We start from the raw sequence: 23728 nt of genomic DNA, 5'->3' as shown, positions 1-23728 counted from the left end.
GGTACCCACGTTTGTTATTTAAGAAAGGATGTACCCCATTCATGAATTGGAAACGCACAGTCTCGACGCTGACGCTTGGTGTGATGCTCATCAGCACACATACAGTTGCCGATGCATCGACTTCGATTAAAGAAAAGCAAGAAGAACAACAAAAAGTACAAGAAAAACGCAATAGCGTGAAAAAAGACCAAGCCGACACGTCTTCAAAGATTGAAGTGAACAAAGAAGAGATTTCAAAAGTTCAGGCAGAGGTCAATAAAATGGACGCACAATTGCAGGACATCATCAATGATGTCGCTATGAAGCGCCAAGAAATCAAACGCACCGAGATGAAAATCGAAGATCTTGAAGCCGACATTGTAGATTATCAGGAAAAAATGAAGGCACAAGAAGCGATGATGAAAGAACGGATGGCCACGATGCAAAAGAACGGTGGCGGTTCGATCAACTGGGCTGAATTCATCTTCGGTTCAAAAAACCTCTCTGACCTCGTCACGCGTATGATTACGGCTGGAACAATCCAGCGAAGTGACCAAGAATTGTTCGATGACTATGAAGCGACACAGAAGTCGTTGAAAGAAGCACAGGCTGACTTGAAAGCAGAACGCGCTTCACTTCTCGAACAGCAAAAAGCACTCGAAGTTCGTCAAGCCGAACTTGAGAAGAAAATGAAGCAACGTGAAAAACGCATCAAAGAGCTTGAAGAGAAGAACATCAAGTTCGAATCGCAAATTTTCGATCTTCAAGAGATTGAAGCGACGTTAGTCGCACAAGAACAGGCGATTGCGGCTGAAATCGAAGCACAACGTCGTGAAGAAGAGGAAGCTCGTCGTCGTGCTGAAGAAGCAGCTCGTCAAGAGGCGGCACGTAAAGCAGAAGAAGCACGCCAAGCAGAAGCTGCTCGTAAGGCAGAGGCAGCACGAGAAGCTGAAGCGGCTCGTGAAGCTGCACAACAGAAGCAAGCTGCACAACAAAAGCAGGACAATAAGACGAATACCCCGTCTTCGTCGTCTTCAAACAACACGGCTTCATCAACACCAGCACCAAAACCTGAACCAAAACCGGCGCCGGCACCGAAGCCAGCACCAGCACCAGCGCCAAAACCGGCACCGACGACGTCGACACCAGCACCGTCTAGCTCGATGTTCATTCAACCGGCTTCAGGACGCTACTCACAAGGATGGGGTCCTGCGAGCGGTGCGTATGGTTACACGTTCCATAATGGTTTAGATATTGCAGGTCCAACAGGGACACCGATTCGTGCATCTGCGACAGGTACGGTCATTCGTGCAGGTTGGGGTGGCGCATACGGGAACCATGTCATGATCGCGCACGTCATCAACGGTCAAGTTTGGACGACGGTTTATGCGCACATGAACTCGGTATCGGTCAGCTCTGGACAGCGTGTGACACAAGGGTCGAACATCGGGACACTTGGAAACACAGGGAACTCGTCAGGTCCGCACTTGCACTTTGAGATTCATAAAGGCGGCTACTCATACTCGGCAACGAGTGCAGGTAGCACAGTCAACCCGCGTCAGTTCTTCTGATGCCTCATACAGAAAGCTCCTTTCGATTGCGAAAGGAGCTTTTGTGCGTACAAAAATCCCTCCGCTGTCGCGAAGGGATGCTTGTTAGTTGGCTTGTTCGATATCGCTTGAATGATCTTGTTTTTTACGCATTCGTTCACGCACGTAGTAGATAATCGTCAAGCCGATTAACCACGGGATTCCGAACTTCAGCAAAATATTGAAGTCCGTGAACCATGTCGTGATCATTAGGCTGAGGAGTAAGACTGCTCCGAGCAATGGGAGGAACGGATACCCCATCATACGGACAGGGAGTTTTCGCCCAGTCCATTTCTTACGGAAGAACAAGTGGGAGACGAAGACCATGAACCAAGTGAAAATAGCTCCGAACATCGAGATTCCCATCAAGAACGGATACGATGACTCCATGAACACTTGTAGCAAAGCGGCAAGGACGATCCCGCCCGTTGAAACGAGTAGCGCGAACATCGGAATACCATTTTTGCTGATTTTTTTGAATGTTTTCGGTGCATCACCGGCTTCTGCGAGTGAGTACATCATCCGTGTCGACGCGTAAAGCTGTGCGTTCATCGCAGACAAAGCTGCAATCAAAATGACGAAGTTGAGGATGCCTGCCGCGAACGGGACGTCAAACTGTTCCATGACGAGCACGAACGGACTTTGATCAATCCCTGCTTGCTGCCATGGGATGAGCATGAGCATGATGGCGAGCGTGACGACATAGAAGAACGTCAAGCGGAACACGGTAGCGCGTAAAGCGCGTGGGACGGCCTGGTCCGGGTCTTTCGCTTCACCGGCTGTGACGGCGACGAGTTCGGTCCCGAGAAAACTGAAGAGGGAAATGAAAATCGTCACCCACATCCCATAAAATCCGAAAGCGAAGAATCCTTCGTTTCCTGTCGTGATCGATTCGATCGGTGATCCTGGTTCGCCAAACAATGTAGCGGCACCAAGGACGATGAATAGAATGATGGCAGTTACTTTGATGAATGATAACCAGTACTCGGTTGTTCCGAACGTATGAACGTGACGGGCGTTGACGTAAATGAGTAGTCCACCGAAGAGGGCGACCCAAACGAACCCGTTCACATCCGGGAACCAGTAACGCATATAGATGGCGATGGCACTGACTTCAACCCCTACAGCTAGTACGTTCGCGACCCAGTAAGAGTAACGGACGAGAAAGCCTGCGAGTGGATGGACATAGCGCTCGGCAATTGTTCCGAATGATCCGGATGTTGGATGAGCGACCGTCATTTCGGCGAGTGCGCCCATCAGTAAGAGGACGATGAACGCCCCGATGGCATAACTGACGAGCACGCTCGGACCAGCGGTTTGAATGGCAAGCCCGCTTCCGAGGAAAAGCCCGGTTCCGATGGCGCTCCCGAGGGAAATCATCGTGAGTTGCCGGGTGGACAGCTCACGTTTTAGTTTGTTTGTTTCCAAAATCGATTCTCCTTTAGTTGAGTGAAATGTTGTTGTGGACGACTATAGCAGACGGAAAAAAACGATGTCAATTCGAAAAATCGGTGAAGCTTCTCCATTTCGGGGTGCACATATAGAGGCAAAGTTTTTTGAATTTTTTTATTTGACATGGATTCATCCGCCCTGTATAGTACGAGTTAACTTAACTGAAACGAATAAAGGCGTCGACGAAGAGAAGTAACGACGAATCCTGTATGACAGAGAGCTGATGGTTGGTGCGAATCAGTATATAGGACGTCGCGAATGGACTTCTGAGCTCTAAACCGAACTTTGAGTAGGCTTTAGCGGGTTACCCACCGTTATCACGGGGAAGCGGATGATTGTCCGTGAAGTGGGTTCTGTTAGAACCAACGAAGGTGGCACCACGGGGTTACTCGTCCTTCTTGTAGCGTAAGCTATGAGGAGACGGGTGACCCCTTTTTCGTTTCAATAACACAAATCGAGGATTGAGAAGAGTAGCGCGAGAAGACGTTTCGTCCAGAGAGTCAGGGATGGTGAGATCCTGACCGAGGCGTCCGCGTGAATGGGCTCATGAGAGCATGGCTGAATGAAGTAGGTCGTGACGGTTTCCCCCGTTATCGGGATACGATGTGATTGCATCGGAGAGTGGATTCTTTGGAATCAACGAGAGGTGGCACCGCGGTCTAGAACCGTCCTCCATACGACGACTGTCGTGTGGAGTTTTTTTATACACATTTTTAGAGGGGGAACAGACGATGATTCAACAATTGGAGACAAACGCATTATCGACAGCAGATATGAAAGTGGCAGCAAGCGAGATGTTCCAAGCGGATGAGGCACAAATCGAACGGGTGCTACTCGCGATGAAAGAACGCGGGGAGACGGCAGAAGAGATGGCGGGACTCGCAGCGTACATCCGTGAAGCGGCACAGTTCCCCCCGACTGATTTACCGGTACTCGATGTGTGCGGCACTGGTGGCGACGGGGCGAACACGTTCAACATCAGTTCGACCGTCGCGTTCGTCCTAGCCGGTCTCGGTATTCCAGTCGCCAAGCACGGAAACCGAAGCGTATCGAGTCGATCGGGAAGCGCCGACGTCCTCGAAGCATTGAACGTTCCAATCGTGAAGACGGCAGAAGAAGTACATGCCGACTTGAAGCGAACGAATTTGAGTTTCCTCTTCGCCCAACATGTACATCCGATTATGAAACACGTCATGCCGGTCCGGAAACGGCTCGCAACGGCGACCATCTTCAATCAAATCGGACCGTTGACGAATCCGCTTCGTCCGAAACGACAATTGATCGGTGTTTATCATCCGTCGCTACTTGAGAAAATGGGGACCGCGATGCGGCATCTTGGTGTAGAGCGTGGCATGGTCGTACACGGTGCGGGAGGCCTCGATGAAGCGAGCCTTGCTGGTGTGAACGATGTGTATTTCTTTGATGGGGAACAGACGGCGCGTTACGCGGTCGACCCACGAGATGTCGGCTTGATGCGGGCGCCGCTCGAAGCATTACGCGGAGGCACACCGGAAGAGAACGCCGCAACACTTCTCGCCGTGTTGAACGGAGAAACCGGTCCAGCACGAGACGTCGTCTTACTGAACGCGGCGCTGGCCCTTTGCACGTACGGCACGACTTCAACGCTCCGGGAGGGAGTGAAAGAGGCGAAACGAAGCATTGACGAAGGACACGCCTTGCGCGTGTTACAACACTTACAACGTACGGAGGTAGAGGCATGAGTTATTTAACGAAAATCATCGGAACGAAAATCGAAGAGGTCAGTCACATGCAGCCTATCGATGTTGCTGTGACAAAACCGGTTGCTCTTTTAAATATGATGAATGATGGATTCCATATCATCTCGGAAATCAAGCGATCATCCCCCTCGAAAGGAATGATTCGAGAAACGGTCGACGTCGCCGAACGGGCTCGTCAATATGAACAAGCCGGTGCCACGATGATTTCCGTTCTGACAGACAAAACGTATTTCAACGGATCGTTTGACGATTTGCGACAAGTCGCCGACGTTGTCACGATTCCGGTGCTCTGTAAAGATTTCATCATCGATGAACGACAACTCGACTATGCGAAGCATTACGGAGCGAGTGTGGCACTTCTAATCGTGGCAGCCCTTCATCCGACACGTCTCCACGAGTTGACGCGATATGCCCGCTCCATTGGTCTCGACGTCTTAGTCGAAGTACATGACGAGGCGGAGTTACACATCGCGCTCGAACTTGATGACGTGTTGATTGGCATCAATAACAGAGACTTAAAAACGTTCGATGTATCCCTCGAGACATCGATTGATTTGATGAAACGCTACCCCGACGTCACATTTGTCAGCGAAAGTGGTGTCAGTACGATCGAGGCAGCTGCGCGTTTACAAGAAGCTGGGGCAAGCGCCATTCTCGTCGGGGAAGCACTCATGCGTGAAGAAGACCCGACCCGGTTACTCGAGGAGTTGAAAACATGTTCGTTAAAATCTGTGGAATAAAGACAGAAGAAGCTGTCCAGGCAGCGGTCGAGGCGGGAGCGGATGCCATCGGGTTCGTATTCGCACCGAGTTCCCGTCAAATCGACGTGGCGACAGCGAAGGCGCTAGCTACACAGATCCCACAATCGGTTCGAATCGTTGGTGTGTTTTTAAGTCCTTCAATGGAAGACATCGAGCAAGCGATGGACGTCGGGCTGACGGATTTACAAATTCACCATCGGACACAATCAATGGAAGAACTCCGCATCTTCGGGTTACCGGTTATCGATGCGTCGATCGAGGAGACGGCGGATGTCCGGTTGATGGATCATCCGAATCCGGGAAGTGGGCAAGTATTGAACTGGGACGCAATCGACCGGCCGAAACGTCCGTTTTGGCTAGCGGGTGGTCTATCCCCAGATAATGTGAGACAAGCGATTCAAACGATTCAACCAGACGGCGTCGACGTCTCGAGCGGTGTCGAGACGGACGGTGTGAAAGATATCGAAAAAATTCGTGCGTTCATTCAACGCGCCAAGGAGGAACTATGATGTATGCACAACCAGTGAACGGGAAATTTGGACAATACGGTGGGAAGTACATTCCGGAGACGCTCATGCAAGCGGTCGAAGAATTAGAGGTCGCTTACGAAGAAGCGAAGCAAGATCCTGAGTTTCAAGAACGCTTCTCTTCTTTATTAAGCGAATACGTGGGACGTGAGACACCTCTCTACTATGCGTCGAACTTGAGTCGTCGCCTCGGGACGAATGTCTATTTGAAACGGGAAGACTTGAACCATACCGGTGCCCATAAAATCAACAACACGATTGGGCAGGCGCTCCTCGCGAAGCGGATGGGGAAACAGAAAGTCGTCGCGGAGACGGGTGCTGGTCAGCACGGCGTCGCGACTGCGACGGTATGTGCATTACTCGATTTAGAGTGCACCATCTTCATGGGTGAGGTCGACGTCGAGCGCCAAGCGTTAAACGTCTTTCGGATGGAACTGCTCGGAGCGAAAGTCGTCCCTGTCAAATCAGGCAGCCGTACGCTAAAAGATGCCGTCAATGAAGCGCTCCGTTACTGGGTCAAACATGTCGACGATACACATTATGTGATGGGCTCTGTACTCGGACCGCACCCGTTCCCGCAGATGGTACGTGACTTCCAAAGCGTGATTGGAACAGAGACGCGTCGTCAAATCCTCGAACAGACCGGACGCCTCCCAGACGCCGTGGTCGCTTGTGTCGGTGGAGGAAGTAACGCCATGGGGATGTTCTATCCGTTCTTGAACGATGAGTCGGTCGCCCTCTACGGTGTCGAGGCAGCAGGTAGTGGTATTGATACAGATAAACACGCGGCAACCCTTACGAAAGGGGAAGTCGGTGTCCTACATGGTTCGCTCATGTATGTCCTACAAGATGCGGCAGGTCAAATCGAGGAGGCACATTCAATCTCAGCCGGGCTCGATTACCCAGGGGTAGGACCAGAGCATAGCTTCTTGAAAGATATTGAGCGGGTGCGGTATGCAGCTGTTACAGATGACGCGGCACTCGATGCGTGTCTTGCTCTCAGTCGACAAGAAGGCATCATTCCTGCCTTGGAGTCTTCTCACGCTCTCGCTTACGCAGAGACGCTCGCGAAGACGATGGGTGAAGACGAAACATTGGTGATTTGTTTATCAGGACGCGGAGACAAAGACGTCCACACAATCCGAGAGAAGGTGGCGACACGATGAAACTAGAGACAGCAATTCGACAGCGAGAAGGGGCAGCATTCGTCCCATATATCATGGCTGGTGATGGCGGGATGGACCGACTCATCCCGACCATTGTAGAACTAGAACGGATGGGTGCGACGGCGATTGAACTCGGAATTCCTTTCTCGGACCCGGTGGCAGATGGTCCAATCATCGAGGCGGCAGGAATGCGTGCTCTTGAAGCAGGTGTGACGCTCAAAATGGTATTGAACCATTTAATAGAAGGAAATGATCAATTTAACGTTCCAATCGTCTTGATGACATACTTGAATCCAGTGTTTCGGTTCGGGATTCAACCGTTCTTTGACCGGGCGAACGAATGTGGTGTAAGTGGGGTCATCATTCCGGATCTCCCGTTTGAAGAGAGTCTTCAATTGTTCGCGAATATCGACCGGCATGACGTCGCCGTCATCCCACTCGTTACATTGACGAGTAGTGAAGAACGTACGGCATCCATCTTAGAGAAAGCAGAAGGATTCGTCTATGCGGTCACGCTCAAAGGAACGACTGGGAAAGCGGATGTGTTCCCGGACGAGTTACTCGCCTATTTGACTCGATTGACAGAGCAGTCACGGGTTCCCGTCTTGGCAGGATTCGGCGTACACCGTCCTGAGCAAGTACAGACGTTGGGACAAGCATGTGATGGTGTTGTCGTCGGGAGTTTCATCGTCGAGGCACTTCATGAAGGACGAACAGATGACGTCGAGACGTTGATTCGATCGGCAAAGCACATACACGCATAAGAAAACCGGCGCTTCAAAAGAGGCGCCGGTTATTCGTTTACTCATAATTCCACACGGTCGAGACCGTCTTCACCAAATGTTTGGTCGAGTTGATCATGGCGATACATCGAGGCGAGCACATATAGTAAGTCGCCTTCTTCAATCGATGTTTGTCCATTCGGTGGAATCAAATATTCGTTTCGGACGATGGCGTTCACGACGGTGTTCGGTGGGAGCGTGATGTCCGCTAGCGTCTTACCGATTAGTGATGATCGATCGGTGACCACATAAGGGGCAAGTTGATATTGCGACTGCTTACAAGAAACGAGAGCAATCGTATATGGCGGTTTCAATTTATCGGGACCAAGAAGGTTTAATTTTTCAGCGAGCGGTGTCAACGTCGTCCCTTGGATCAAGGCACTCGTCACGACGACGAAGAAGACGGCATTGAATAAGAGCTGACTGTCTTCAATTCCTGCGATTAGAGGGAAGGTAGCTAATACAATCGGGACAGCTCCCTTTAATCCGGCCCAAGAGATAAATAGTTTCTCTTTTCTCGTGAATGCCATGCCGAGCGTCGATAGATAGACGGCGATCGGACGGGCCAAGAACATGAGAACAAATGAAATGAGTACTCCTTTCCAAATCAAGTCCGGTTCAATGAGTTGTCGAGGGAAAACGAGCAACCCGAGGATGACGAACATAATGATTTGCATGATCCATGCAAGTGCTTCTGAAAATTGAAGAATCGTCACTTCGTGGGCCGTATGTGCGTTTCCGATAATCATGGCAGTCAAGTATACAGCGAGAAGTCCGCTACCAGACAAATAAGTTGCGGCACCGTAAGTGAAAAATGCCATTGAAATCATGAGAACTGCATGAAGTCCACTTGAATCAAGTTGCAAATGATTAATCATCAAACGAGATAGATGACCAAACAGTACACCAATCAGCGCTCCGACAACGATCTGAAGGATGAACATCCAAATCCCGTCCCAGATGGTTGTATCCGGCTTCATCATGAAGTCGAGGGCGAGAATCGTTAAAAACATCGCCATCGGGTCGTTCGTGCCGGACTCGGCTTCGAGTGTCGCACCGACTTTCGGTGAGATGTTCTTTCCTTTAAATGCAGAAAAGACGGCCGCCGCATCGGTTGAACCGATAATCGCACCGAATAAGAAAGATTCAATCCAATCGAAACCAAATACGAAACGAACGGCTACAGCGACGACGGTCGTAGTGATTAAGACACCGAATGTCGCAAGTGAGGCAGCTGGCGCGAGAACACTCCGAATCGATGACCATTTCGTCTGAAGACCCCCTTCAAACAAAATGACAATCAGGGCGGCAACCCCGATCAGCTGTGCCAGGTTGGAGTCGTCGAAGAAGATGAGACCGGTAATATCACTTCCCATGATCATGCCGATCCCCATAAACAAGATCAAGGCGGGTAAGCCGAATCGAGTCGAGATTCGCGTCGCCATGACACCGGCTACAAGGAGTAGACCGAAGAGTAAAATGAGTACATCAGTACTGATAACAGGTACGGGCAAACACAACACATCCTTTCAAAACAAAGCTCTTGAGTTCATTGTACCATGAAATCGTCTGATATTTCAGAATTAACGATTAGACCAACCTTGCGCATTGGAATTATGAGTTATGGATGTGGTAAAGTGAGGACATCGAATAAGGAGGGATGATGATGTCTAAAATTCACGTCATTCATGAGAACGAAGAATGGACGAACCACCTGGTTCATCGTTTAGAAGAACTACAGTTGCCTTATGAACTATGGCACTTGGACCAAGGGACGATTGATCTCGAAGCAATCCCCCCGGAAGGTGTCTTTTATAATCGTATGAGTGCTTCTTCGCACACACGCGGGCATCGGTACGCGCCTGAGTTGACGGAAGGTGTCCTCGCTTGGCTAGAGGCGCATGACCGTACCGTGTTCAACGGAACGCGTGCCATCCGTCTAGAAGTGAGTAAAGTCAATCAGTACACGGCGCTTCGCCGCGAAGGGATTCGTGTGCCGAAGACGATTGCGGCGGTCGGTAAAGACCAAATCATCGAGGCGGCCGAAAAGCTAGACATGACACCGTTCATCACGAAACATAATCGTGCCGGAAAAGGACTCGGGGTCCAATTGTTCCATACGATCGAAGGATTGAAGGATTATGTGTATGGTGCCTCGTTTGAGGACTCGATTGACGGCATCACGCTCATCCAACAGTATATTGAAGCCCCGGAACCGTATATTACCCGTTGTGAATTCATCGGTGGGAAGTTCCTTTATGCGGTGCGTGTCGATACATCGGAAGGATTCCAGCTCTGCCCGGCAGATGCCTGCTCGATTGAAGACCAGTTCTGCCCGGTCGGGGAGACGCCACCGGCGAAGTTTGAAATCGTCGAAGGATTCGATGACCCGATCATTCCACAGCTCGAACAGTTCCTGAAAGCGAATGAGATTGATATCGCCGGAATTGAGATTATCCGAGACCGAGACGGTAACGTCTACGCCTACGACGTCAATACGAACACGAACTATAATTCCGACGCTGAAGCGAAAGCAGGGCGCTATGGGATGCTTGAATTGGCTACTTTCTTAGGCGACGCGCTTCACGTCACCACGACAAAATAAGGGTCAGGCGCTCGCCTGACCCTTTTGCTGTGTATGTTTGAGTTGCTCTTCAAATCGATGTTGGACTAATTCTGCTGTCGGTGCCATTCGTTCGATGAACGAATCTAAACGTTCCGCAGTGTCACGATCGGTTTCTTTAAACACGCGCATCGTTGTTCACCTCGTTGATTAGGATAACTTGCTTACATCATCCTTAATTCCCGAGGTGCTATACGCGTAAACCTTTTACACGCTAAAGAATGTGCTCAAATTTTCTTTCGGTAAGATGTTTCCGACGTAGAAGTCGCCGAACTCACCGTATTTCGCACTCACTTCATCGAAGCGCATCTCGTAGACGATCTTCTTGAACTGAAGTGAATCTTCAGCGAAGAGCGTGACGCCCCATTCCCATGCGTCGAATCCAGTCGACCCACCGATGAACTGCTGAATCTTACCGGCGTAGCTACGGCCAATCATGCTGTGGCGATACATGAGGTCTTTGCGCTCATCCATCGACAACATGTACCAGTTGTCGCCGTCGCGACGAGCCTTGCTCATCGGATAGAAACAGATGTGTGCGGCTTTTGGAAGTGTCGGGTAGAGACGTGAGCGGATATGAGGGTTTTGATATGGGTCCCCATCTCCAGATCCACGATACATACCGAGCTCGATGACTGACACGTACGAATACGACGGAATCATATAGTCGTATAGCGCTGTTTTGCGGAATGCGCGCTCGACGTCTTCAAGTTCGTTAAACGTTGGGCGAAGCACCATCAAGACGAGGTCTGCCTTTTGACCGAGAATCGAGTAGAAGGCGTGGCTTCCTTCACCTTTTGCTTCGACTTCTTCAAGAGAAGTGAGGAACGCAGTGAACTCGTCAATCATCTGTTGACGCTTCTCGGCGTCGACGAGCTTCAATCGAGCCCAATCGATTGTGCGGAAATCATGAAGGGTATACCATCCGTCTAACGTGGCGGCGGCATGTTGTGTATCTGTTGTAGGTACTGGACGTTCTGACATAAAAAAATCTCCTTTCGGGACTTGGCTTCGCCGTCTATTTTACCACACACGCTTCACTGACTGGCAACTTTGAGACACTGTGAGGGTTATCACGATTCACGAAGGGTAAAGAACAGAGGACAGAAACATGAAAACGGCTACAAAAATGGCTGTATCAGTCGATTTGTCAAAACTGTTCTATTCATATAATGATTGATTCTAAGCGATTTATGGCGAAATGGGCAGAATAGTTTATTTTAAAAAGGGTACTGTGTATAATTGAAATCGCGTAAAGACACAAGTCAACGGCAAAACCACTAGCAGTCATGCTGTAAATTGAGAAAAGGGGTTCATTCGTTATGAAATTATTTGAAACGTTGAAGCAAAAAGTCAGTCCGATTCGTCCAACGATCGTCTTCCCAGAAGGCGTCGATGAGCGTGTTCTTGGAGCGGCTGTTCGATTAAAGGCGGACGGTATGGTAGAACCAATCGTCGTCGGTGCGAAAGCAGACGTCGAAGCGGTTGCGGCAAAACACGGTTTTGACATCTCAGGTTTGACACAATACGACCCAGCGACATACGAAGACATCGATGTTCTTGTCGAATCATTCGTCGAGCGTCGTAAAGGGAAAGCGACAGCTGAACAAGCGCGCGAACTCCTCACATCAGACGTGAACTACTTCGGAACGATGCTCGTTCATACAGGCAAAGCAGAAGGTCTTGTCTCAGGCGCGATGCACGCGACGGCCGATACGGTACGTCCGGCACTTCAAATCATCAAAATGCAACCAGGGATCAAAAAGACGTCAGGTGTGTTCATCATGGTACGTGACGACGAGCAATACGTCTTCTCGGACTGTGCAATCAACATCGCACCGGACGCTGCAGACTTAGCAGAGAACGCATTCTTGTCGGCAGCGACAGCGAAGACATTCGGCATCGACCCACAAGTCGCGCTTCTTAGCTTCTCGACGAAAGGTTCTGCGAAGTCACCTGAAACGGAGAAAGTCGTGGAAGCGACTCGCCTTGCAAAAGAAAAATCACCGAACCTTCCAATCGACGGAGAACTTCAATTCGATGCGGCATTCGTCCCTAGCGTAGCGGCGAAGAAAGCACCGGGTTCTGACGTTGCTGGTAAGGCGAACGTATTCGTCTTCCCAAGTCTTGAAGCAGGAAACATTGGCTACAAGATGGTTCAACGTTTCGGTGGATTCGAAGCGATCGGCCCGATTCTTCAAGGTCTCAACAAACCAGTGAACGACTTATCACGTGGCTGTAACGAAGAGGACGTCTACAAATTGACGCTCATCACAGCAGCACAAGCAATCGACGAGCGCAACGAAGCGTAAGTCCGGAGCATCCTTCTTGATAGAAGGGTGCTTTTTTTGTGTTTTTTTGAATGGTAGCTGAGGTAAACTAAAAGAGGAATCCATTATCGAAAGGGGAGCTATGTATGCAAAGCATTCATGCGACGGAATTACGAGAAAAGTTAGAGAACGGGGAGTCTCTCCATATCATCGATGTGCGCGAACAAGATGAATATGATGCAGGGCATATCCCGAACGTACCGCTCTATCCACTATCTGAATTCCCACATGTGACAGAAAAGTTGGCACAAGACAATGTGTATCACGTCATCTGTCGCTCAGGTGGACGAAGTCAAACAGCGTGTGATTACTTAGAGTCACAAGGCTACAAAGTCGTCAACGTCGACGGCGGGATGCTCGCTTGGGATGGCGACATCGAAGCGTGATGTTAGAAAATCCTTGGGTCGTCGTACCCCTTCTCATCGCGCTTTACCTTACTGTCTATGCGGTGATGAAGCGATTTGACTGGGAGAAGTGGCGACTCGTCTGGGCAGTCTGGGTGATGCTCATCATCATCTTATTGACGATCGAACTCGTGACAAGTCTATAAAAAATGCGGAACCTCTTCTAAAGAAGGTTCCGCATTTTTTATGCGTCTTGGCGTTTATCAAATGTGATTGATGCGATGGCATCGTGTTGGTGAATCGATTCTTCGTTACGGCATTCGACGAAGAAGTTCACGACTTCTTTCATCTCGTACAAGTCAGCCGCAATCAAGCGGACCATGTCTTCTACGAAACGTGGGTTTTCGTACGCGATTTCAGTCGCACGCTTTTCATCCGGACGTTTAAGGACCGGGTGGAGTGGTGCTGAGGCGTTCGATTCCGCTGCATCGAGAAGTGCAGTGCGCCAGTCGAATCCGTCCATCGACGTCTCATCAAGACCTGCTTCGATCGTGATGTATCCACGTTGGTTATGGGCGCTGTACTCACTGATTTCTTTTGAACATGGGCAAAGCGTCGTGACGTTGATGATGAGACCAACTGTCACGTTTGCGACGCCCGTTTCAAGGTTGTACGTCACACGGTGCATGACGTCTGCGTTCATCAAACCGCTAAGACCTGTCGCAGGTGCTTTACGTGTGAAGAACCATGGGTAACGGATTGTCAATTGCCCTTCCGTTTGTTCCATACGCTCGGCAAGTTCCTGTGCGAACTCGATCAACGAACGGTTCGATACCGTCCATCCTTGTTGATGGTACGCATCGAGCTGTTCCGTCAAACGAGACATGTTGATTCCTTTACGGTCTTGAACGAGCGATGTCGTCAATTCGAATGTAGCGACCGTAGATTGGACCCCTTCTGGCGTCTCGACGTTCACAGGGTGCTTCACATTTGAGATGCCGACACTGTCGAGGGCGAATAAGAAGTTTTTCGGTGTATTTTGTAAATCGACCATCTGTTCTTTCTCGGTCGGCTTTGTTCCTTTAATCGGTGGGACCGACCCGAACAATTTATGTCGTTCTGCTTTAGTAGGTAAAGCGACATGGCTTGTAGACATAATCGGATTCTCCTTTTTTTAGAGCGGTTCAAAGGACCACTCGTTCTTGTTAGGATTTTATCACGAAATGATGGCTGAACGGGTATGATTTTGCTCTCATAACATGTTTTCAATATGCAATCGCAAAAAAAATCCTCAAGATATTAAAGAAAGAGGATTGCTTTACTTTGTGAACGGGAATAAAATGGTCCTGTGAACTTAAAAAATAGATCACTATTAAATATGAAGGAACTGAAAAACAAAAGGAGATGTTTTTTATGGATTGGCAGTTAGTCCTGCAGTATGCCTGGATCGTCGTCGTACTCGTCGGTTTGGAAGGCTTATTATCTGCAGACAACGCGCTCGTCTTGGCCGTCATGGTCAAACACTTGCCGCGTACAGAACAGAAGAAGGCATTGTTCTACGGACTCTTAGGGGCGTTCGTCTTCCGATTTATCGCATTGTTCTTAATCTCGTTCTTGATCAACGTATGGCAAGTACAGGCACTCGGTGCACTTTACTTAATCGGAATGAGTGCGCGACACCTGTATATGACTTATAAGGCGAGGAAGATGGAGCCGCAACAGGAGTTGGCGGCCGAAGCGAAAGAAGAGACGGCTGTCACAGAAAAGCCGGTATCGAAGAAAGAGTTTTGGCTCACTGTTGCGAAAGTCGAGTTTGCGGACATCGCTTTTGCGGTCGATTCGATCTTGGCAGCGGTCGCGCTTGCGGTCAGCTTGCCACCACTCGGTCTTGGTGAAATCGGTGGAATTGACTCAGGTCAGTTCTTCGTCGTCTTGACAGGTGGACTCATCGGGGTCGTCTTGATGCGATTTGCGGCACGTATTTTCGTCAAGTTGCTTCATCAACGTCCTACACTTGAAACGGCCGCCTTCATCATCGTCGGTTGGGTCGGGGTCAAATTAACGGTTCTCGTACTCGAACACCCAGGTTTCAAAGAGTTGATTGCCGGCACGCCGTTCGAATTCATGGGACTCCCAGACGGCTTCGTCCACTCGACAGCTTGGACAATCTTCTTTTGGTCAGTCATGGTCGGGATTGCAACATGGGGCTGGTTCTCATCGAAACCGACAGCGGTCAAACATTAAAAAAATTGGTCTCTCGTTTTTAAGCGAGAGACCTTTTCTTATGCCTGCACGTTCTCTTTTTCGTAAATCGGCACCCAGCCCTCGGTCGTCACGAAAATACGAACGGCGACGACTTGGCGGTCTTCTTGCAATGTGAAGTAATGACGTGTGTTGACCGGTACGGAGATGAGGTCACCCGGATTGAGCTCGATATTGAAGTAACCGCGTTCTGCATCGTCAATCGCAAAGATGCCGTGACCACTGACGATGAAACGAACCTCGTCGTCCGTATGGTGATGTTCTTTTTGGAAGTTGACGAGCAGTTCGTCTAAGTTCGGCGTCGCATCGGACAAGGAGATGACGTCAGCCGTTTGGTAACCACGTCGCGTCGATACGTCTTGAATCTCGTCTTGGAACGTCGATAAAATGACGGCTTTGTCTTCGTCTGTTAGTTGATAGTTCTCTTGAAGGGAAGCCGGTAATTTCGCGATGTCCCATGCTTCGTAAAGGATGCCTCGTGATTCTAAAAAGTCACGTACCTCTTGTTGATCACTGACACGTTCTTCGGTTTGTTGAAAATAAATCGTTGCCATGTTGAATTCCTCCTTATGAATGGACGCCTAAGGCGCGTAATTTTAATGAATAGCTAAACAAAAATTCATATGACTCTAAATAACGTTTTGCCGCAGCGGGCGTTTCGCCCCAAACGGTGATCCCATGGTTCCGGATGAGAACAGCACCGGCATCACTTGTAACATGTGGGGCAAATGAACGGGCAAGCGTCGGGATATCCGCATGGTTCTCGACAATCGGGATCCGGACAATTGCCGCTTCCTCCCAATGGCCGAGTGCCTTGATGATTTCTTGACCCGTGAACGTAACATGACCTTTTGCTGCATAAAGCTCCGAGATGACGTTATTGTCGACCGTATGCACGTGAAGGGAACAGGTTGCGTTCGTGTTGTTAAAGATTTCGACGTGTAGCAACGTCTCCGCGGACGGTTTGCCTGACTGTTCTCCAATCAATTGACCGGTCGCATCGACGAGAACGAAGTCTTCATCCGTACGCTTTCGTTTATCACGACCGCTTGCTGTCACGAGGAACGTCAGCGGGTCGTCCGATACGCGGATTGCCAGGTTGCCGCTCGTGCCGGGGAACCAGTCCCGTGCGGCGAGCTCGTCTTTAATGTCGGCAAGTTCGACCCATCGTTCTTGTACAGTCATACGTTCACTCCTTTCGTATAAGCTGAAATGTCATGGAATGTCTCGAACGGAACATAGTGAATTCCTTCCGCCTCGCATAGCGAAATCAGTTGACCGCGCGCATACACGACGTCGGCGCGTTTGGCGATTTCAAAATCGGTGACGGAATCCCCGATCACGATTAACGTGTCGGTAGGTGAGACGATCTGTCGGGCAATCGTCGGCTTGCAACATCCGCAATCATTCGAACAATGAACATCACATGAATGAGGCCATGTGACGCGCGCTGTCGCTTCTGAAAAATCAACGTGATTGCAGTAGATGTGTTCCGGTGCGACATGACCTTCTAGAATCGGATGGACGAAAAAGTCCATGCCTCCACTGACGACATCAAATCGAAAACCCTGTGATTGTATCTCTTGCAAAAACTCGACAAACCCCGCTCGAAGCGTGATGGTCGACTGCAGAAAGTCGCGATACAAAGTCTCCTGATGGCTCGGGAGCAGGCTGAACATCTGACCGACGCCTTCTCGAATGGAGAGCGTTTGGTTCAAAACACCATCTTTGAGTTCGACCCATTCAGGTGGGGCGAAGCGTCGCATCAACACGATGATGTTATCTTCTTCCGTGATGGTTCCGTCGAAATCACAGATGACGTGCGTACTCATCGCGCACCCCACGCATTCAGCGCAGTCGATAACGCATCGGTCTCGCTCGTTTTACCGATTACCTGATCGATTGCTTGGCGGAACGCCCTCGCTCCAGCAACCGCACCGTCGGGATGCCCATGAATCCCACCGCCTGCATTGATGACGACATCCGTTCCGAAGTCACGAATCAAATCCGGAACGAGTCCTGGGTGAATCCCGGCAGACGGGACAGTCAGAATCGGTTTCGTCCAATGGGATTCCGTCGCATACGTTTGAATCTGTTGTGTTTCGTCTTTCGGTGTCGAGAGTGAACCATATGGCGACGGGAAGAGCGTCAAGTCCGCCCCGGCGAGTCGAATCAGTTTCCCAAAGAGGAGGGAATGACGAATCGATCCGGTCAACGCTCCCGCAAAAGCAGGATGTGCCAAAATCGGGACGTGAATCTCAGGGTCTTTGGCGAGCTCTCGTAACACGTCAAGCCCGTACGTATACACGTTGAACAAAAATGCGGTCGCGCCTGCCTCGATCAAACGTTTTGCCTGATCGCGTAAGGTGAAAACGGGTCCGCTCAACGTGACGGCGTATAGAACGGAACGACCCGTCAATTCTTGATGTTCTTGAATGATCGATGCTCCAATTCGAGCCCGTTCGAGCGATGGGGTGAGCGGATTGTCATATAAAATCTCATCGTCTTTGACGAGGTCGATTCCGCCGTTGAATTGGTCACGGAGCTGTGTCGCCAAAAAGTCGAGATCCCGGCCGATGACACCTTTGAAGATGCTCATGGCGAGCGGTCGGTCGTGTACTCGAAGGATGTCGCGGACACCTTCAACGCCGAATGCGGCACCAGGAAAGTCCGATGCGAGCTCGTCCGGGAGCGTTAGGTCGACAAGTTGGACGCTTGGGTCGAGCGACAGCTTTCCGAATGTCGTCGTCAGAATGGACGAAAAGTCCGGTGTCACATTATGTAGCGGGTAACGAATCGAGAAGCGACTCGTCGTTTCCTGTTGGGAGATATCAATGACCTCACCGCGGAATGCCTGTAGTTGATGCTGTTCGAGATGGTTCAATTCGGTCCATGTCCCGACGGTCAGCTCATGTGCGATTTTCTCAGCCACGCGTTCGACGTGATCGGTATGTTTGATTTCATAAGTTGCGATGACTCCCATAAGTTCCTCCTTTCAGGTCAAACAAAAAATGACCTCTTGGCTTGGCAAGAGGTCATTCGAAAACAATGAACTCTTATCTCTCAGCGATAGCTGCAAGAATTAGCACCGTGCCATTACTGGTCGGTTGCTGCGACATCATCGGGCTTGTCCCTCCGTCTGCTCTTGATAAGAATAGTTGTGAAGTTGTGAAATTTAATTGAATTTTTACATAGAATCGCTCACTCGTCAATTCCTTTTTTTGAGAAAAAAAGTTTAAAAATAATGTTTCTATATATGCGTGTCAAAAATAGGGAGTCGACCGAAAATAGAGGATTGACAACTAGCGTGCCTAATCCGTAATATTCGTCTCAACACGTCAAACACAATTACATCATTTACTCTTATCGCGAGTTGGCAGAGGGAATTGGCCCTACGACGCCGCAGCAACCGACCATTTGGCACGGTGCTACATCCACCAGACATATGTCTGAAAGATGAGAGGAACAACCAATTTGGGTGTGCCTCTTTCTCGCGGAGAAAGGGGCTTTTTTCATGCATAGAGTTAAGAAAGGGGAAAATCTTCATGGCTTATGAGGCGTTTACAGAACAAAGTGTCGTCGAACACGTTCGACAGTTGGGGTTACTAGAAGAGGGGATTGCAGAATGTGAGGAAATCGGAGATGGAAATTTAAATCTCGTCTTTCGCATTCGTCAAGGAGAAACGTCATTGATCGTGAAACAGGCGTTGCCGTATGCAAAAGTCGTTGGAGAGAGCTGGCCGCTCACGCTTGACCGTTCGTGGATCGAACAACTGGCACTCCGTGAGTTTTCAAAAGTCGTACCACAATTCGTACCAGATGTACTCGGTAGCGACCGTGAACTCGCCTATACGATTTTAGAAGATTTGTCAGCGTTTGAAATCGTCCGGACGGGTTTCCTAAAAGGAGAGAGCTATCCGAATTTGGCGCGTCACGTCGGTACATTCCTCGGGGAAACGTTGTTTGCGACATCTGACTATGCGAAAGGACCGCTCGCCAAGAAACAAATCGAAAAAGAGTATTACAATCCAGAGCTATGCGACATCACAGAAAAACTGATCTTCACTGACCCGTATCGTGATGCAGAATCGAATCAAATCGAAGCGGCTCTTCGTCCGGACGTGGAGCAACTGTGGTCAGACCTCGCCTTGAAAATTGAAGTGACGAAATTGAAGGTTGGGTTCGTGACAAAACACGAAGCGTTGCTACATGGGGATTTACATACAGGAAGCATTTTTGCGACTCGTCAAGAAACGAAAATCATCGATCCTGAGTTTGCGTTTTACGGTCCGTTCGGTTTTGACATCGGTCAAATCATCGCTCACTTGGTGTTCTCGACGTATGCACATCCGTTGAAGCGGTTCGAACGCTTCACAGAAGTGCTCACGGTCTGGGAGACGTTCGAAAAAACGTTCCGTACACGCTTCACACAGGCGGTCGAGCCATTCAACACAGTAGGATTCGTGGACGAACTGTTGCCATCGATTTTGAGTGATGCGATCGGCTACGCAGGCTGCGAATTGATTCGTCGGACGGTCGGTCTGGCGGGAGTCGCTGACTTGGAAACATTACCAGACGACCTTCGCATCGAACGGAAACGTCACGCCCTAGAACTTGGGACACGTCTCATCAAACAGCGCCATCAGATTCAATCGATCGACCAGCTGATCCCGGTCCTATCGGAGGTGCGGGTATGAGTGTGCAAAGTATTCATTTCGATGCCGACACCGAGGTGTTGACGATTTTAGATCAGACGCTGTTGCCGCAAGAAGAGCGCTATATCGAAGTGTTGACGCTCGAACAGGCCGAACAGGCGATCAAGTCGCTTCAAGTCCGGGGTGCGCCGGCCATCGCTTATTTTGGGGCGTTCGTCCTTGCGAAAGAAGCGTCACGCCTGCAAGACAATCCCTATTTTCATCTCCAATTGAATCAGGTTGGTCAACGGTTGATTGCGACAAGACCAACAGCGGTCAACTTACAACATGTCATCGAATCACTCCTTCGACTGAATGTGGGGGAGGACTTTGAACAGATTGCAAAAGCCGTCAAAGCGCGTGCGATTGAAATCTATGAACAAGACGTGGCCACGTATCGCACGATTGGTGAGCATGCGTTGACCGTGTTACCTGCTGGTGGGAACGTGTTGACGATTTGTAACGCCGGTGCCATTGCGACGTCACGATACGGTACCGCGCTTGCTCCGTTCTATGTCGGAAAAGAACGAGGCATCCCGTTTCGCGTATTCGCGTCGGAAACTCGTCCACTGCTTCAAGGGGCACGGTTGACGGTATGGGAGCTCGACCGGGCAGACATCGACGTCACATTGATCACGGACAACATGGCCGCATGGACGATTCAGACGAAACAAATCGATGCCATCATCGTCGGGGCGGACCGTATCACCCGTACCGGTCATACGGCCAACAAGATCGGGACACTCCAACTCGCGATTTTGGCGAAGCATTACGGCATCCCGTTTTATGTGGCAGCCCCGCATTCGACGTTTGATTTGGAAGCAGACGACACGATTCAAATCGAAGAACGGGACGCGCATGAAGTGACTCATATCGGGGGACATCCGACGGCACTCGTCGGGATCACCGTCTTCAATCCGGCGTTTGATGTGACCCCACCAGAACTCATCACCGGTCTGATCACAGAGACAGGTGTGCTCGAACCGACCGAGTCGGTCATTGTACAACACGTAGGAGGAAACGCATATGTCTAAAAAAATCATCATCTTCCTGTTGACCGTCATCTTAGCACTTGTCGGATGCACGAACGAACAGGCGCAACCGAAAACGACCGCGACAACAAATAAAACGGAGACAAAAACAGTCAGCGTATCGAATGAGACCCTTCCAAAAAACCTAGAAGTCGCCCTCGTCATGCAGATGTCGATTGGGACGTTCTCTTCGCAATATATCGAAGGGGTGACCGAGCAAGTCGAAGCGTTCGGTGGCAACGTGAAAGTGTATAACGCCGATAATGATTTATCGAAGATGGCGAGTTATGTCGATACGGCGACGACGCAAGGGGTCGATGTGATCTTAATTGACCACGGGCGTGCCGATGCCTTGAAAGAGCCCGTTCAACGGGCGCTCGACAAGGGCATCAAAGTCGTCGCATTCGATAACGATTTAACGAATGAAGGGGTGACGGTCATCGACCAAGATGATTATTCCCTCGCTTGGCGTTCACTCAAAGCTCTCGCAGAAGACTTGGACGGGGAAGGGAACATCGTCACAATCTGGGTCGGCGGATTCACGCCGATGGAACGTCGTCATACGATTTATGACGCGTTCTTGAAACGCTATCCGGGCATCCAGGAAGTTGCAAAGTTCGGTTCGGCGACGAATAATACAGCGCTCGATACGCAAAGTCAGATGGAGGCGATTTTGAAGAAGTATCCGGAAGGCGAAATCGATGCGGTGTTTGCGATGTGGGATGAGTTCGCAAAAGGGGCGAGCCGTGCCATCAAGCAGGCGGGACGTGACGAGATTGCCGTTTACGGGATTGACTTGAGTGACGAAGACCTACAACTCATGCAAGAGGACGGGAGTCCGTGGGGTGTGACGGCCGCGACGGATCCAGCCGAAATTGGTCGCATTCAAGTCCGTTACGCTTATCAAAAAGTGGTCGGGGAAGAAACCCCTTCGATTCACTCGGTTGATCCGTATTTAGTGGACCGTGACGTCTTGCCGGATGAACCTGTCACAATGAGTGACCTCGGACAATACGTTCCGGGTTGGGGTGAGTCGAATGCGGCATGGTCGGACTGGATGAAGGAGACCGACTGATGATTCGCTTGGAACGAATCACGAAACAGTATGGTGAAGTGACCGTACTCGATCAGCTGTCGTTCAGCCTAAAACCGGGAGACATTCATGGACTCCTCGGTCTGAACGGGGCGGGTAAGAGTACACTCATCAAACTACTGAACGGAACGGTCGAACCGACGTCTGGTGAACTGTCCATTGACGGGACGACCACGCGTCTCACACCGGCGGAAGCGATTCGTCAAGGCATCATCACCGTATCGCAAGAAGTGGATGATGCGCTCTATTTGGACTTGCCTGTATACGAAAATGTTCTCCCATGGCAGACGGTGAAGCGGATTCGCCCACAACTGTTGAAACAGCGGGCAAAAGACGTGCTATCCCGGGTCGGTTTAGACATCGATCCAACGCGTCCTGCCGGTCACTATCCGCTCAGCGTAAAGCAACGTCTTCTCATCGCCCGGGCACTCGAGAGTGATGCCAAGTATTTATTACTCGATGAGCCGACCGCTGCCTTGTCGGAAACGGATGCCGCTGCCTTGCTTGAATTATTACAAACGCTGGCGGCAGAAGGGGTGGGGATTGTGCTGGTCACACACCGGTCAGACGAACTGACGCGCGTCACGTCAACATCTACGTTTCTTCGAGACGGACGCGTCGTATATGAGGGACCGTTTCAACCCCTTTCCACGGAAGCCGTTCAAACCTTTTTGAGTGGGACGACATTTGAAGGGACACAAGAGAAGGCAATTCCTGAAGAGGAGATTCGTTTGTCCGCGCAGGTGACTCTCCCTGCGTTCGGGACGCATCTCTCTATTGAAGCGCACCGTGGGGAAGTGCTCGGGATCGGAGGATTGACGGGGAGCGGGAAGACGGAACTCGTGGAAGCCTTGTTCGGTCTTTCTGGGCTTCGTCAATCCATCACGGTTGACGGAACAACGCACGTGATCCAAGAACCGACAGATGCCGTACGTTTAGGATTTGCGCTCGTTCCAGAGGAGAGACGTCGTCACGGTTTATTTCTTGACGAGACAATTGAGAGGAATGTGATTTCTGTCGCAGGAAAGAACGATACTGTCTCAGACGTATTGGCATCACTTCGCGTCCGCTATGAGAACGTGAGACAACCGGTTCGTGAGCTGAGTGGTGGAAATCAGCAGAAGGTCGTCTTTAGCAAATGGCTACTCGACGACCGGGACATCTATCTGCTCGACGAACCGACAAAAGGAATTGATATCGCAGCGAAACAAGACGTGTATGAACGCGTCGTCGCACTCGCGAAACAAGGGAAGACCGTGTTGTTCACGTCAAGTGAGCGACATGAACTTGAACGGGTCGCCAATCGGATTCTTTGGCTCGACCGTGGACAATTTGTAGAGAAAGGAGGCGCATGAC

Annotated in this window: 24 protein-coding genes, 2 riboswitches and 2 other annotated features; of the genes, 15 read left to right on the top strand and 9 right to left on the bottom strand. The window is 50.2% G+C overall.

The window, feature by feature from the left end:
* The first annotated feature begins 41 nt into the window (after positions 1 to 41).
* A complete protein-coding gene (locus tag KNP04_RS06035) occupies positions 42 to 1550 on the top strand; it encodes a murein hydrolase activator EnvC family protein (RefSeq protein ID WP_214875020.1) in 1509 nt (502 codons plus the stop codon).
* 84 nt (positions 1551 to 1634) lie between these two features.
* On the opposite strand, the gene KNP04_RS06030 is transcribed toward KNP04_RS06035, so the two are convergent.
* Positions 1635 to 2996: an amino acid permease gene (locus KNP04_RS06030; protein WP_214875019.1), complete on the bottom strand. Its 1362-nt coding sequence runs from the start codon at positions 2994 to 2996 to the stop codon at positions 1635 to 1637.
* Positions 2997 to 3190: 194 nt separating this feature from the next.
* Positions 3191 to 3420 (top strand) — a binding site (T-box leader).
* A gap of 48 nt (positions 3421 to 3468) precedes the next feature.
* Positions 3469 to 3696, top strand: a binding site (T-box leader).
* 55 nt (positions 3697 to 3751) lie between these two features.
* On the opposite strand from KNP04_RS06030, the gene trpD reads away from it, so the two are divergent.
* The 5 genes from trpD to trpA are packed head-to-tail and all read left to right on the top strand — an operon-like array spanning position 3752 to position 7977.
* Positions 3752 to 4741, top strand: a complete 990-nt coding sequence (gene trpD, locus KNP04_RS06025; protein WP_214875018.1) for an anthranilate phosphoribosyltransferase — start codon at positions 3752 to 3754, stop codon at positions 4739 to 4741.
* Entirely contained in the window at positions 4738 to 5499 is a 762-nt protein-coding gene (gene trpC / locus KNP04_RS06020; protein WP_214875017.1) for an indole-3-glycerol phosphate synthase TrpC, read from the top strand. Before trpD ends, trpC begins: the two co-directional genes overlap by 4 nt.
* The gene (locus KNP04_RS06015; RefSeq protein WP_214875016.1) at positions 5475 to 6029 is read left to right on the top strand and encodes a phosphoribosylanthranilate isomerase; all 555 of its coding nucleotides are present in this window, start codon (positions 5475 to 5477) and stop codon (positions 6027 to 6029) included. The genes trpC and KNP04_RS06015 overlap by 25 nt, the downstream gene beginning before the upstream one ends.
* Complete coding sequence (gene trpB, locus KNP04_RS06010; RefSeq protein WP_214744775.1) at positions 6026 to 7213, top strand: tryptophan synthase subunit beta; 1188 nt, start codon at positions 6026 to 6028, stop codon at positions 7211 to 7213. The genes KNP04_RS06015 and trpB overlap by 4 nt, the downstream gene beginning before the upstream one ends.
* Positions 7210 to 7977, top strand: coding sequence for a tryptophan synthase subunit alpha (gene trpA, locus KNP04_RS06005; RefSeq protein ID WP_214875015.1), 768 nt, complete (start codon positions 7210 to 7212; stop codon positions 7975 to 7977). Before trpB ends, trpA begins: the two co-directional genes overlap by 4 nt.
* A gap of 41 nt (positions 7978 to 8018) precedes the next feature.
* Here the strand turns inward: trpA and KNP04_RS06000 are convergent, their stop codons facing one another.
* A complete protein-coding gene (locus KNP04_RS06000; protein WP_214875014.1) occupies positions 8019 to 9509 on the bottom strand; it encodes a potassium/proton antiporter in 1491 nt (496 codons plus the stop codon).
* 152 nt (positions 9510 to 9661) lie between these two features.
* On the opposite strand from KNP04_RS06000, the gene KNP04_RS05995 reads away from it, so the two are divergent.
* Positions 9662 to 10600: an ATP-grasp domain-containing protein gene (locus tag KNP04_RS05995; protein ID WP_214875013.1), complete on the top strand. Its 939-nt coding sequence runs from the start codon at positions 9662 to 9664 to the stop codon at positions 10598 to 10600.
* A 3-nt stretch (positions 10601 to 10603) separates the two neighbouring features.
* Here KNP04_RS05995 and KNP04_RS05990 read toward each other — a convergent pair whose 3' ends face one another.
* Positions 10604 to 10750 carry a hypothetical protein gene (locus KNP04_RS05990; RefSeq protein ID WP_012727492.1) on the bottom strand — a complete coding sequence of 49 codons (147 nt, stop codon included), beginning with the start codon at positions 10748 to 10750 and terminating at the stop codon, positions 10604 to 10606.
* A gap of 75 nt (positions 10751 to 10825) precedes the next feature.
* The gene (gene hemQ / locus KNP04_RS05985) at positions 10826 to 11602 is read right to left on the bottom strand and encodes a hydrogen peroxide-dependent heme synthase (RefSeq protein WP_214694768.1); all 777 of its coding nucleotides are present in this window, start codon (positions 11600 to 11602) and stop codon (positions 10826 to 10828) included.
* Between the two features lie 338 nt (positions 11603 to 11940).
* On the opposite strand from hemQ, the gene pta reads away from it, so the two are divergent.
* The 3 genes from pta to KNP04_RS05970 all read left to right on the top strand — a co-directional run bounded on the left by pta (position 11941) and on the right by KNP04_RS05970 (position 13498).
* Positions 11941 to 12930, top strand: coding sequence for a phosphate acetyltransferase (gene pta, locus KNP04_RS05980; protein ID WP_214744764.1), 990 nt, complete (start codon positions 11941 to 11943; stop codon positions 12928 to 12930).
* 104 nt (positions 12931 to 13034) lie between these two features.
* Positions 13035 to 13334: a rhodanese-like domain-containing protein gene (locus KNP04_RS05975; protein ID WP_074035656.1), complete on the top strand. Its 300-nt coding sequence runs from the start codon at positions 13035 to 13037 to the stop codon at positions 13332 to 13334.
* Positions 13334 to 13498: a hypothetical protein gene (locus KNP04_RS05970; protein WP_012727488.1), complete on the top strand. Its 165-nt coding sequence runs from the start codon at positions 13334 to 13336 to the stop codon at positions 13496 to 13498. The genes KNP04_RS05975 and KNP04_RS05970 overlap by 1 nt, the downstream gene beginning before the upstream one ends.
* A gap of 38 nt (positions 13499 to 13536) precedes the next feature.
* Here KNP04_RS05970 and folE2 read toward each other — a convergent pair whose 3' ends face one another.
* Entirely contained in the window at positions 13537 to 14448 is a 912-nt protein-coding gene (folE2, locus tag KNP04_RS05965) for a GTP cyclohydrolase FolE2 (RefSeq protein ID WP_214875012.1), read from the bottom strand.
* A 257-nt stretch (positions 14449 to 14705) separates the two neighbouring features.
* Here folE2 and KNP04_RS05960 point away from each other — a divergent pair, with 257 nt between their 5' ends.
* On the top strand, positions 14706 to 15536 hold the full coding sequence (locus KNP04_RS05960) for a TerC family protein (protein ID WP_214694762.1): 831 nt from the start codon (positions 14706 to 14708) through the stop codon (positions 15534 to 15536).
* Between the two features lie 38 nt (positions 15537 to 15574).
* Here KNP04_RS05960 and KNP04_RS05955 read toward each other — a convergent pair whose 3' ends face one another.
* Genes KNP04_RS05955 through KNP04_RS05940 form a run of 4 tightly spaced genes read right to left on the bottom strand, consistent with a single transcriptional unit; the run spans position 15575 to position 18537 of the window.
* Positions 15575 to 16108 (bottom strand): cupin domain-containing protein, encoded by a 534-nt coding sequence (locus KNP04_RS05955; protein ID WP_214694760.1) that lies wholly within the window; start codon positions 16106 to 16108, stop codon positions 15575 to 15577.
* Positions 16109 to 16121: 13 nt separating this feature from the next.
* On the bottom strand, positions 16122 to 16739 hold the full coding sequence (locus tag KNP04_RS05950; RefSeq protein ID WP_214759857.1) for a methylthioribulose 1-phosphate dehydratase: 618 nt from the start codon (positions 16737 to 16739) through the stop codon (positions 16122 to 16124).
* The gene (locus KNP04_RS05945) at positions 16736 to 17386 is read right to left on the bottom strand and encodes a 2-hydroxy-3-keto-5-methylthiopentenyl-1-phosphate phosphatase (RefSeq protein WP_214875011.1); all 651 of its coding nucleotides are present in this window, start codon (positions 17384 to 17386) and stop codon (positions 16736 to 16738) included. The genes KNP04_RS05950 and KNP04_RS05945 overlap by 4 nt, the downstream gene beginning before the upstream one ends.
* On the bottom strand, positions 17383 to 18537 hold the full coding sequence (locus KNP04_RS05940; protein WP_214875010.1) for a 2,3-diketo-5-methylthiopentyl-1-phosphate enolase: 1155 nt from the start codon (positions 18535 to 18537) through the stop codon (positions 17383 to 17385). Before KNP04_RS05940 ends, KNP04_RS05945 begins: the two co-directional genes overlap by 4 nt.
* A 70-nt stretch (positions 18538 to 18607) precedes the next feature.
* Positions 18608 to 18709: riboswitch (SAM riboswitch) on the bottom strand.
* Between the two features lie 205 nt (positions 18710 to 18914).
* Positions 18915 to 19017: riboswitch (SAM riboswitch) on the top strand.
* Positions 19018 to 19099: 82 nt separating this feature from the next.
* Here KNP04_RS05940 and mtnK point away from each other — a divergent pair.
* Genes mtnK through KNP04_RS05920 form a run of 4 tightly spaced genes read left to right on the top strand, consistent with a single transcriptional unit; the run spans position 19100 to position 23727 of the window.
* Positions 19100 to 20251: an S-methyl-5-thioribose kinase gene (mtnK, locus tag KNP04_RS05935; protein WP_214875009.1), complete on the top strand. Its 1152-nt coding sequence runs from the start codon at positions 19100 to 19102 to the stop codon at positions 20249 to 20251.
* Positions 20248 to 21282, top strand: coding sequence for an S-methyl-5-thioribose-1-phosphate isomerase (gene mtnA, locus KNP04_RS05930; protein WP_214875008.1), 1035 nt, complete (start codon positions 20248 to 20250; stop codon positions 21280 to 21282). The genes mtnK and mtnA overlap by 4 nt, the downstream gene beginning before the upstream one ends.
* Entirely contained in the window at positions 21275 to 22354 is a 1080-nt protein-coding gene (locus KNP04_RS05925) for a sugar ABC transporter substrate-binding protein (protein WP_214875007.1), read from the top strand. The genes mtnA and KNP04_RS05925 overlap by 8 nt, the downstream gene beginning before the upstream one ends.
* Positions 22354 to 23727 carry a sugar ABC transporter ATP-binding protein gene (locus KNP04_RS05920; protein ID WP_214875006.1) on the top strand — a complete coding sequence of 458 codons (1374 nt, stop codon included), beginning with the start codon at positions 22354 to 22356 and terminating at the stop codon, positions 23725 to 23727. The genes KNP04_RS05925 and KNP04_RS05920 overlap by 1 nt, the downstream gene beginning before the upstream one ends.
* Position 23728 lies beyond the last annotated feature (1 nt).

The organism is Exiguobacterium sp. CH10, assembly GCF_018617635.1.
GTDB lineage: Bacteria > Bacillota > Bacilli > Exiguobacteriales > Exiguobacteriaceae > Exiguobacterium > Exiguobacterium aestuarii_A.
The sequence above is the reverse complement of the archived record's forward strand: the minus strand, read 5'-3'. Positions and strand labels throughout refer to the sequence as shown.

Coding starts and splice junctions, on each gene's coding strand:
- hemQ (WP_214694768.1), bottom strand. CDS start 11,602: ATGTCAGAACGTCCAGTACCTACAACAGATACACAACATGCCGCCGCC.
- pta (WP_214744764.1), top strand. CDS start 11,941: ATGAAATTATTTGAAACGTTGAAGCAAAAAGTCAGTCCGATTCGTCCA.
- mtnK (WP_214875009.1), top strand. CDS start 19,100: ATGGCTTATGAGGCGTTTACAGAACAAAGTGTCGTCGAACACGTTCGA.
- KNP04_RS05975 (WP_074035656.1), top strand. CDS start 13,035: ATGCAAAGCATTCATGCGACGGAATTACGAGAAAAGTTAGAGAACGGG.
- KNP04_RS06035 (WP_214875020.1), top strand. CDS start 42: ATGAATTGGAAACGCACAGTCTCGACGCTGACGCTTGGTGTGATGCTC.
- KNP04_RS05970 (WP_012727488.1), top strand. CDS start 13,334: ATGTTAGAAAATCCTTGGGTCGTCGTACCCCTTCTCATCGCGCTTTAC.
- trpD (WP_214875018.1), top strand. CDS start 3,752: ATGATTCAACAATTGGAGACAAACGCATTATCGACAGCAGATATGAAA.
- KNP04_RS05960 (WP_214694762.1), top strand. CDS start 14,706: ATGGATTGGCAGTTAGTCCTGCAGTATGCCTGGATCGTCGTCGTACTC.
- KNP04_RS05950 (WP_214759857.1), bottom strand. CDS start 16,739: ATGACTGTACAAGAACGATGGGTCGAACTTGCCGACATTAAAGACGAG.
- KNP04_RS05920 (WP_214875006.1), top strand. CDS start 22,354: ATGATTCGCTTGGAACGAATCACGAAACAGTATGGTGAAGTGACCGTA.
- KNP04_RS05925 (WP_214875007.1), top strand. CDS start 21,275: ATGTCTAAAAAAATCATCATCTTCCTGTTGACCGTCATCTTAGCACTT.
- mtnA (WP_214875008.1), top strand. CDS start 20,248: ATGAGTGTGCAAAGTATTCATTTCGATGCCGACACCGAGGTGTTGACG.
- KNP04_RS05945 (WP_214875011.1), bottom strand. CDS start 17,386: ATGAGTACGCACGTCATCTGTGATTTCGACGGAACCATCACGGAAGAA.
- KNP04_RS05990 (WP_012727492.1), bottom strand. CDS start 10,750: ATGCGCGTGTTTAAAGAAACCGATCGTGACACTGCGGAACGTTTAGAT.
- KNP04_RS05955 (WP_214694760.1), bottom strand. CDS start 16,108: ATGGCAACGATTTATTTTCAACAAACCGAAGAACGTGTCAGTGATCAA.
- KNP04_RS05940 (WP_214875010.1), bottom strand. CDS start 18,537: ATGGGAGTCATCGCAACTTATGAAATCAAACATACCGATCACGTCGAA.
- KNP04_RS05995 (WP_214875013.1), top strand. CDS start 9,662: ATGTCTAAAATTCACGTCATTCATGAGAACGAAGAATGGACGAACCAC.
- trpA (WP_214875015.1), top strand. CDS start 7,210: ATGAAACTAGAGACAGCAATTCGACAGCGAGAAGGGGCAGCATTCGTC.
- trpC (WP_214875017.1), top strand. CDS start 4,738: ATGAGTTATTTAACGAAAATCATCGGAACGAAAATCGAAGAGGTCAGT.
- folE2 (WP_214875012.1), bottom strand. CDS start 14,448: ATGTCTACAAGCCATGTCGCTTTACCTACTAAAGCAGAACGACATAAA.
- KNP04_RS06015 (WP_214875016.1), top strand. CDS start 5,475: ATGTTCGTTAAAATCTGTGGAATAAAGACAGAAGAAGCTGTCCAGGCA.
- trpB (WP_214744775.1), top strand. CDS start 6,026: ATGATGTATGCACAACCAGTGAACGGGAAATTTGGACAATACGGTGGG.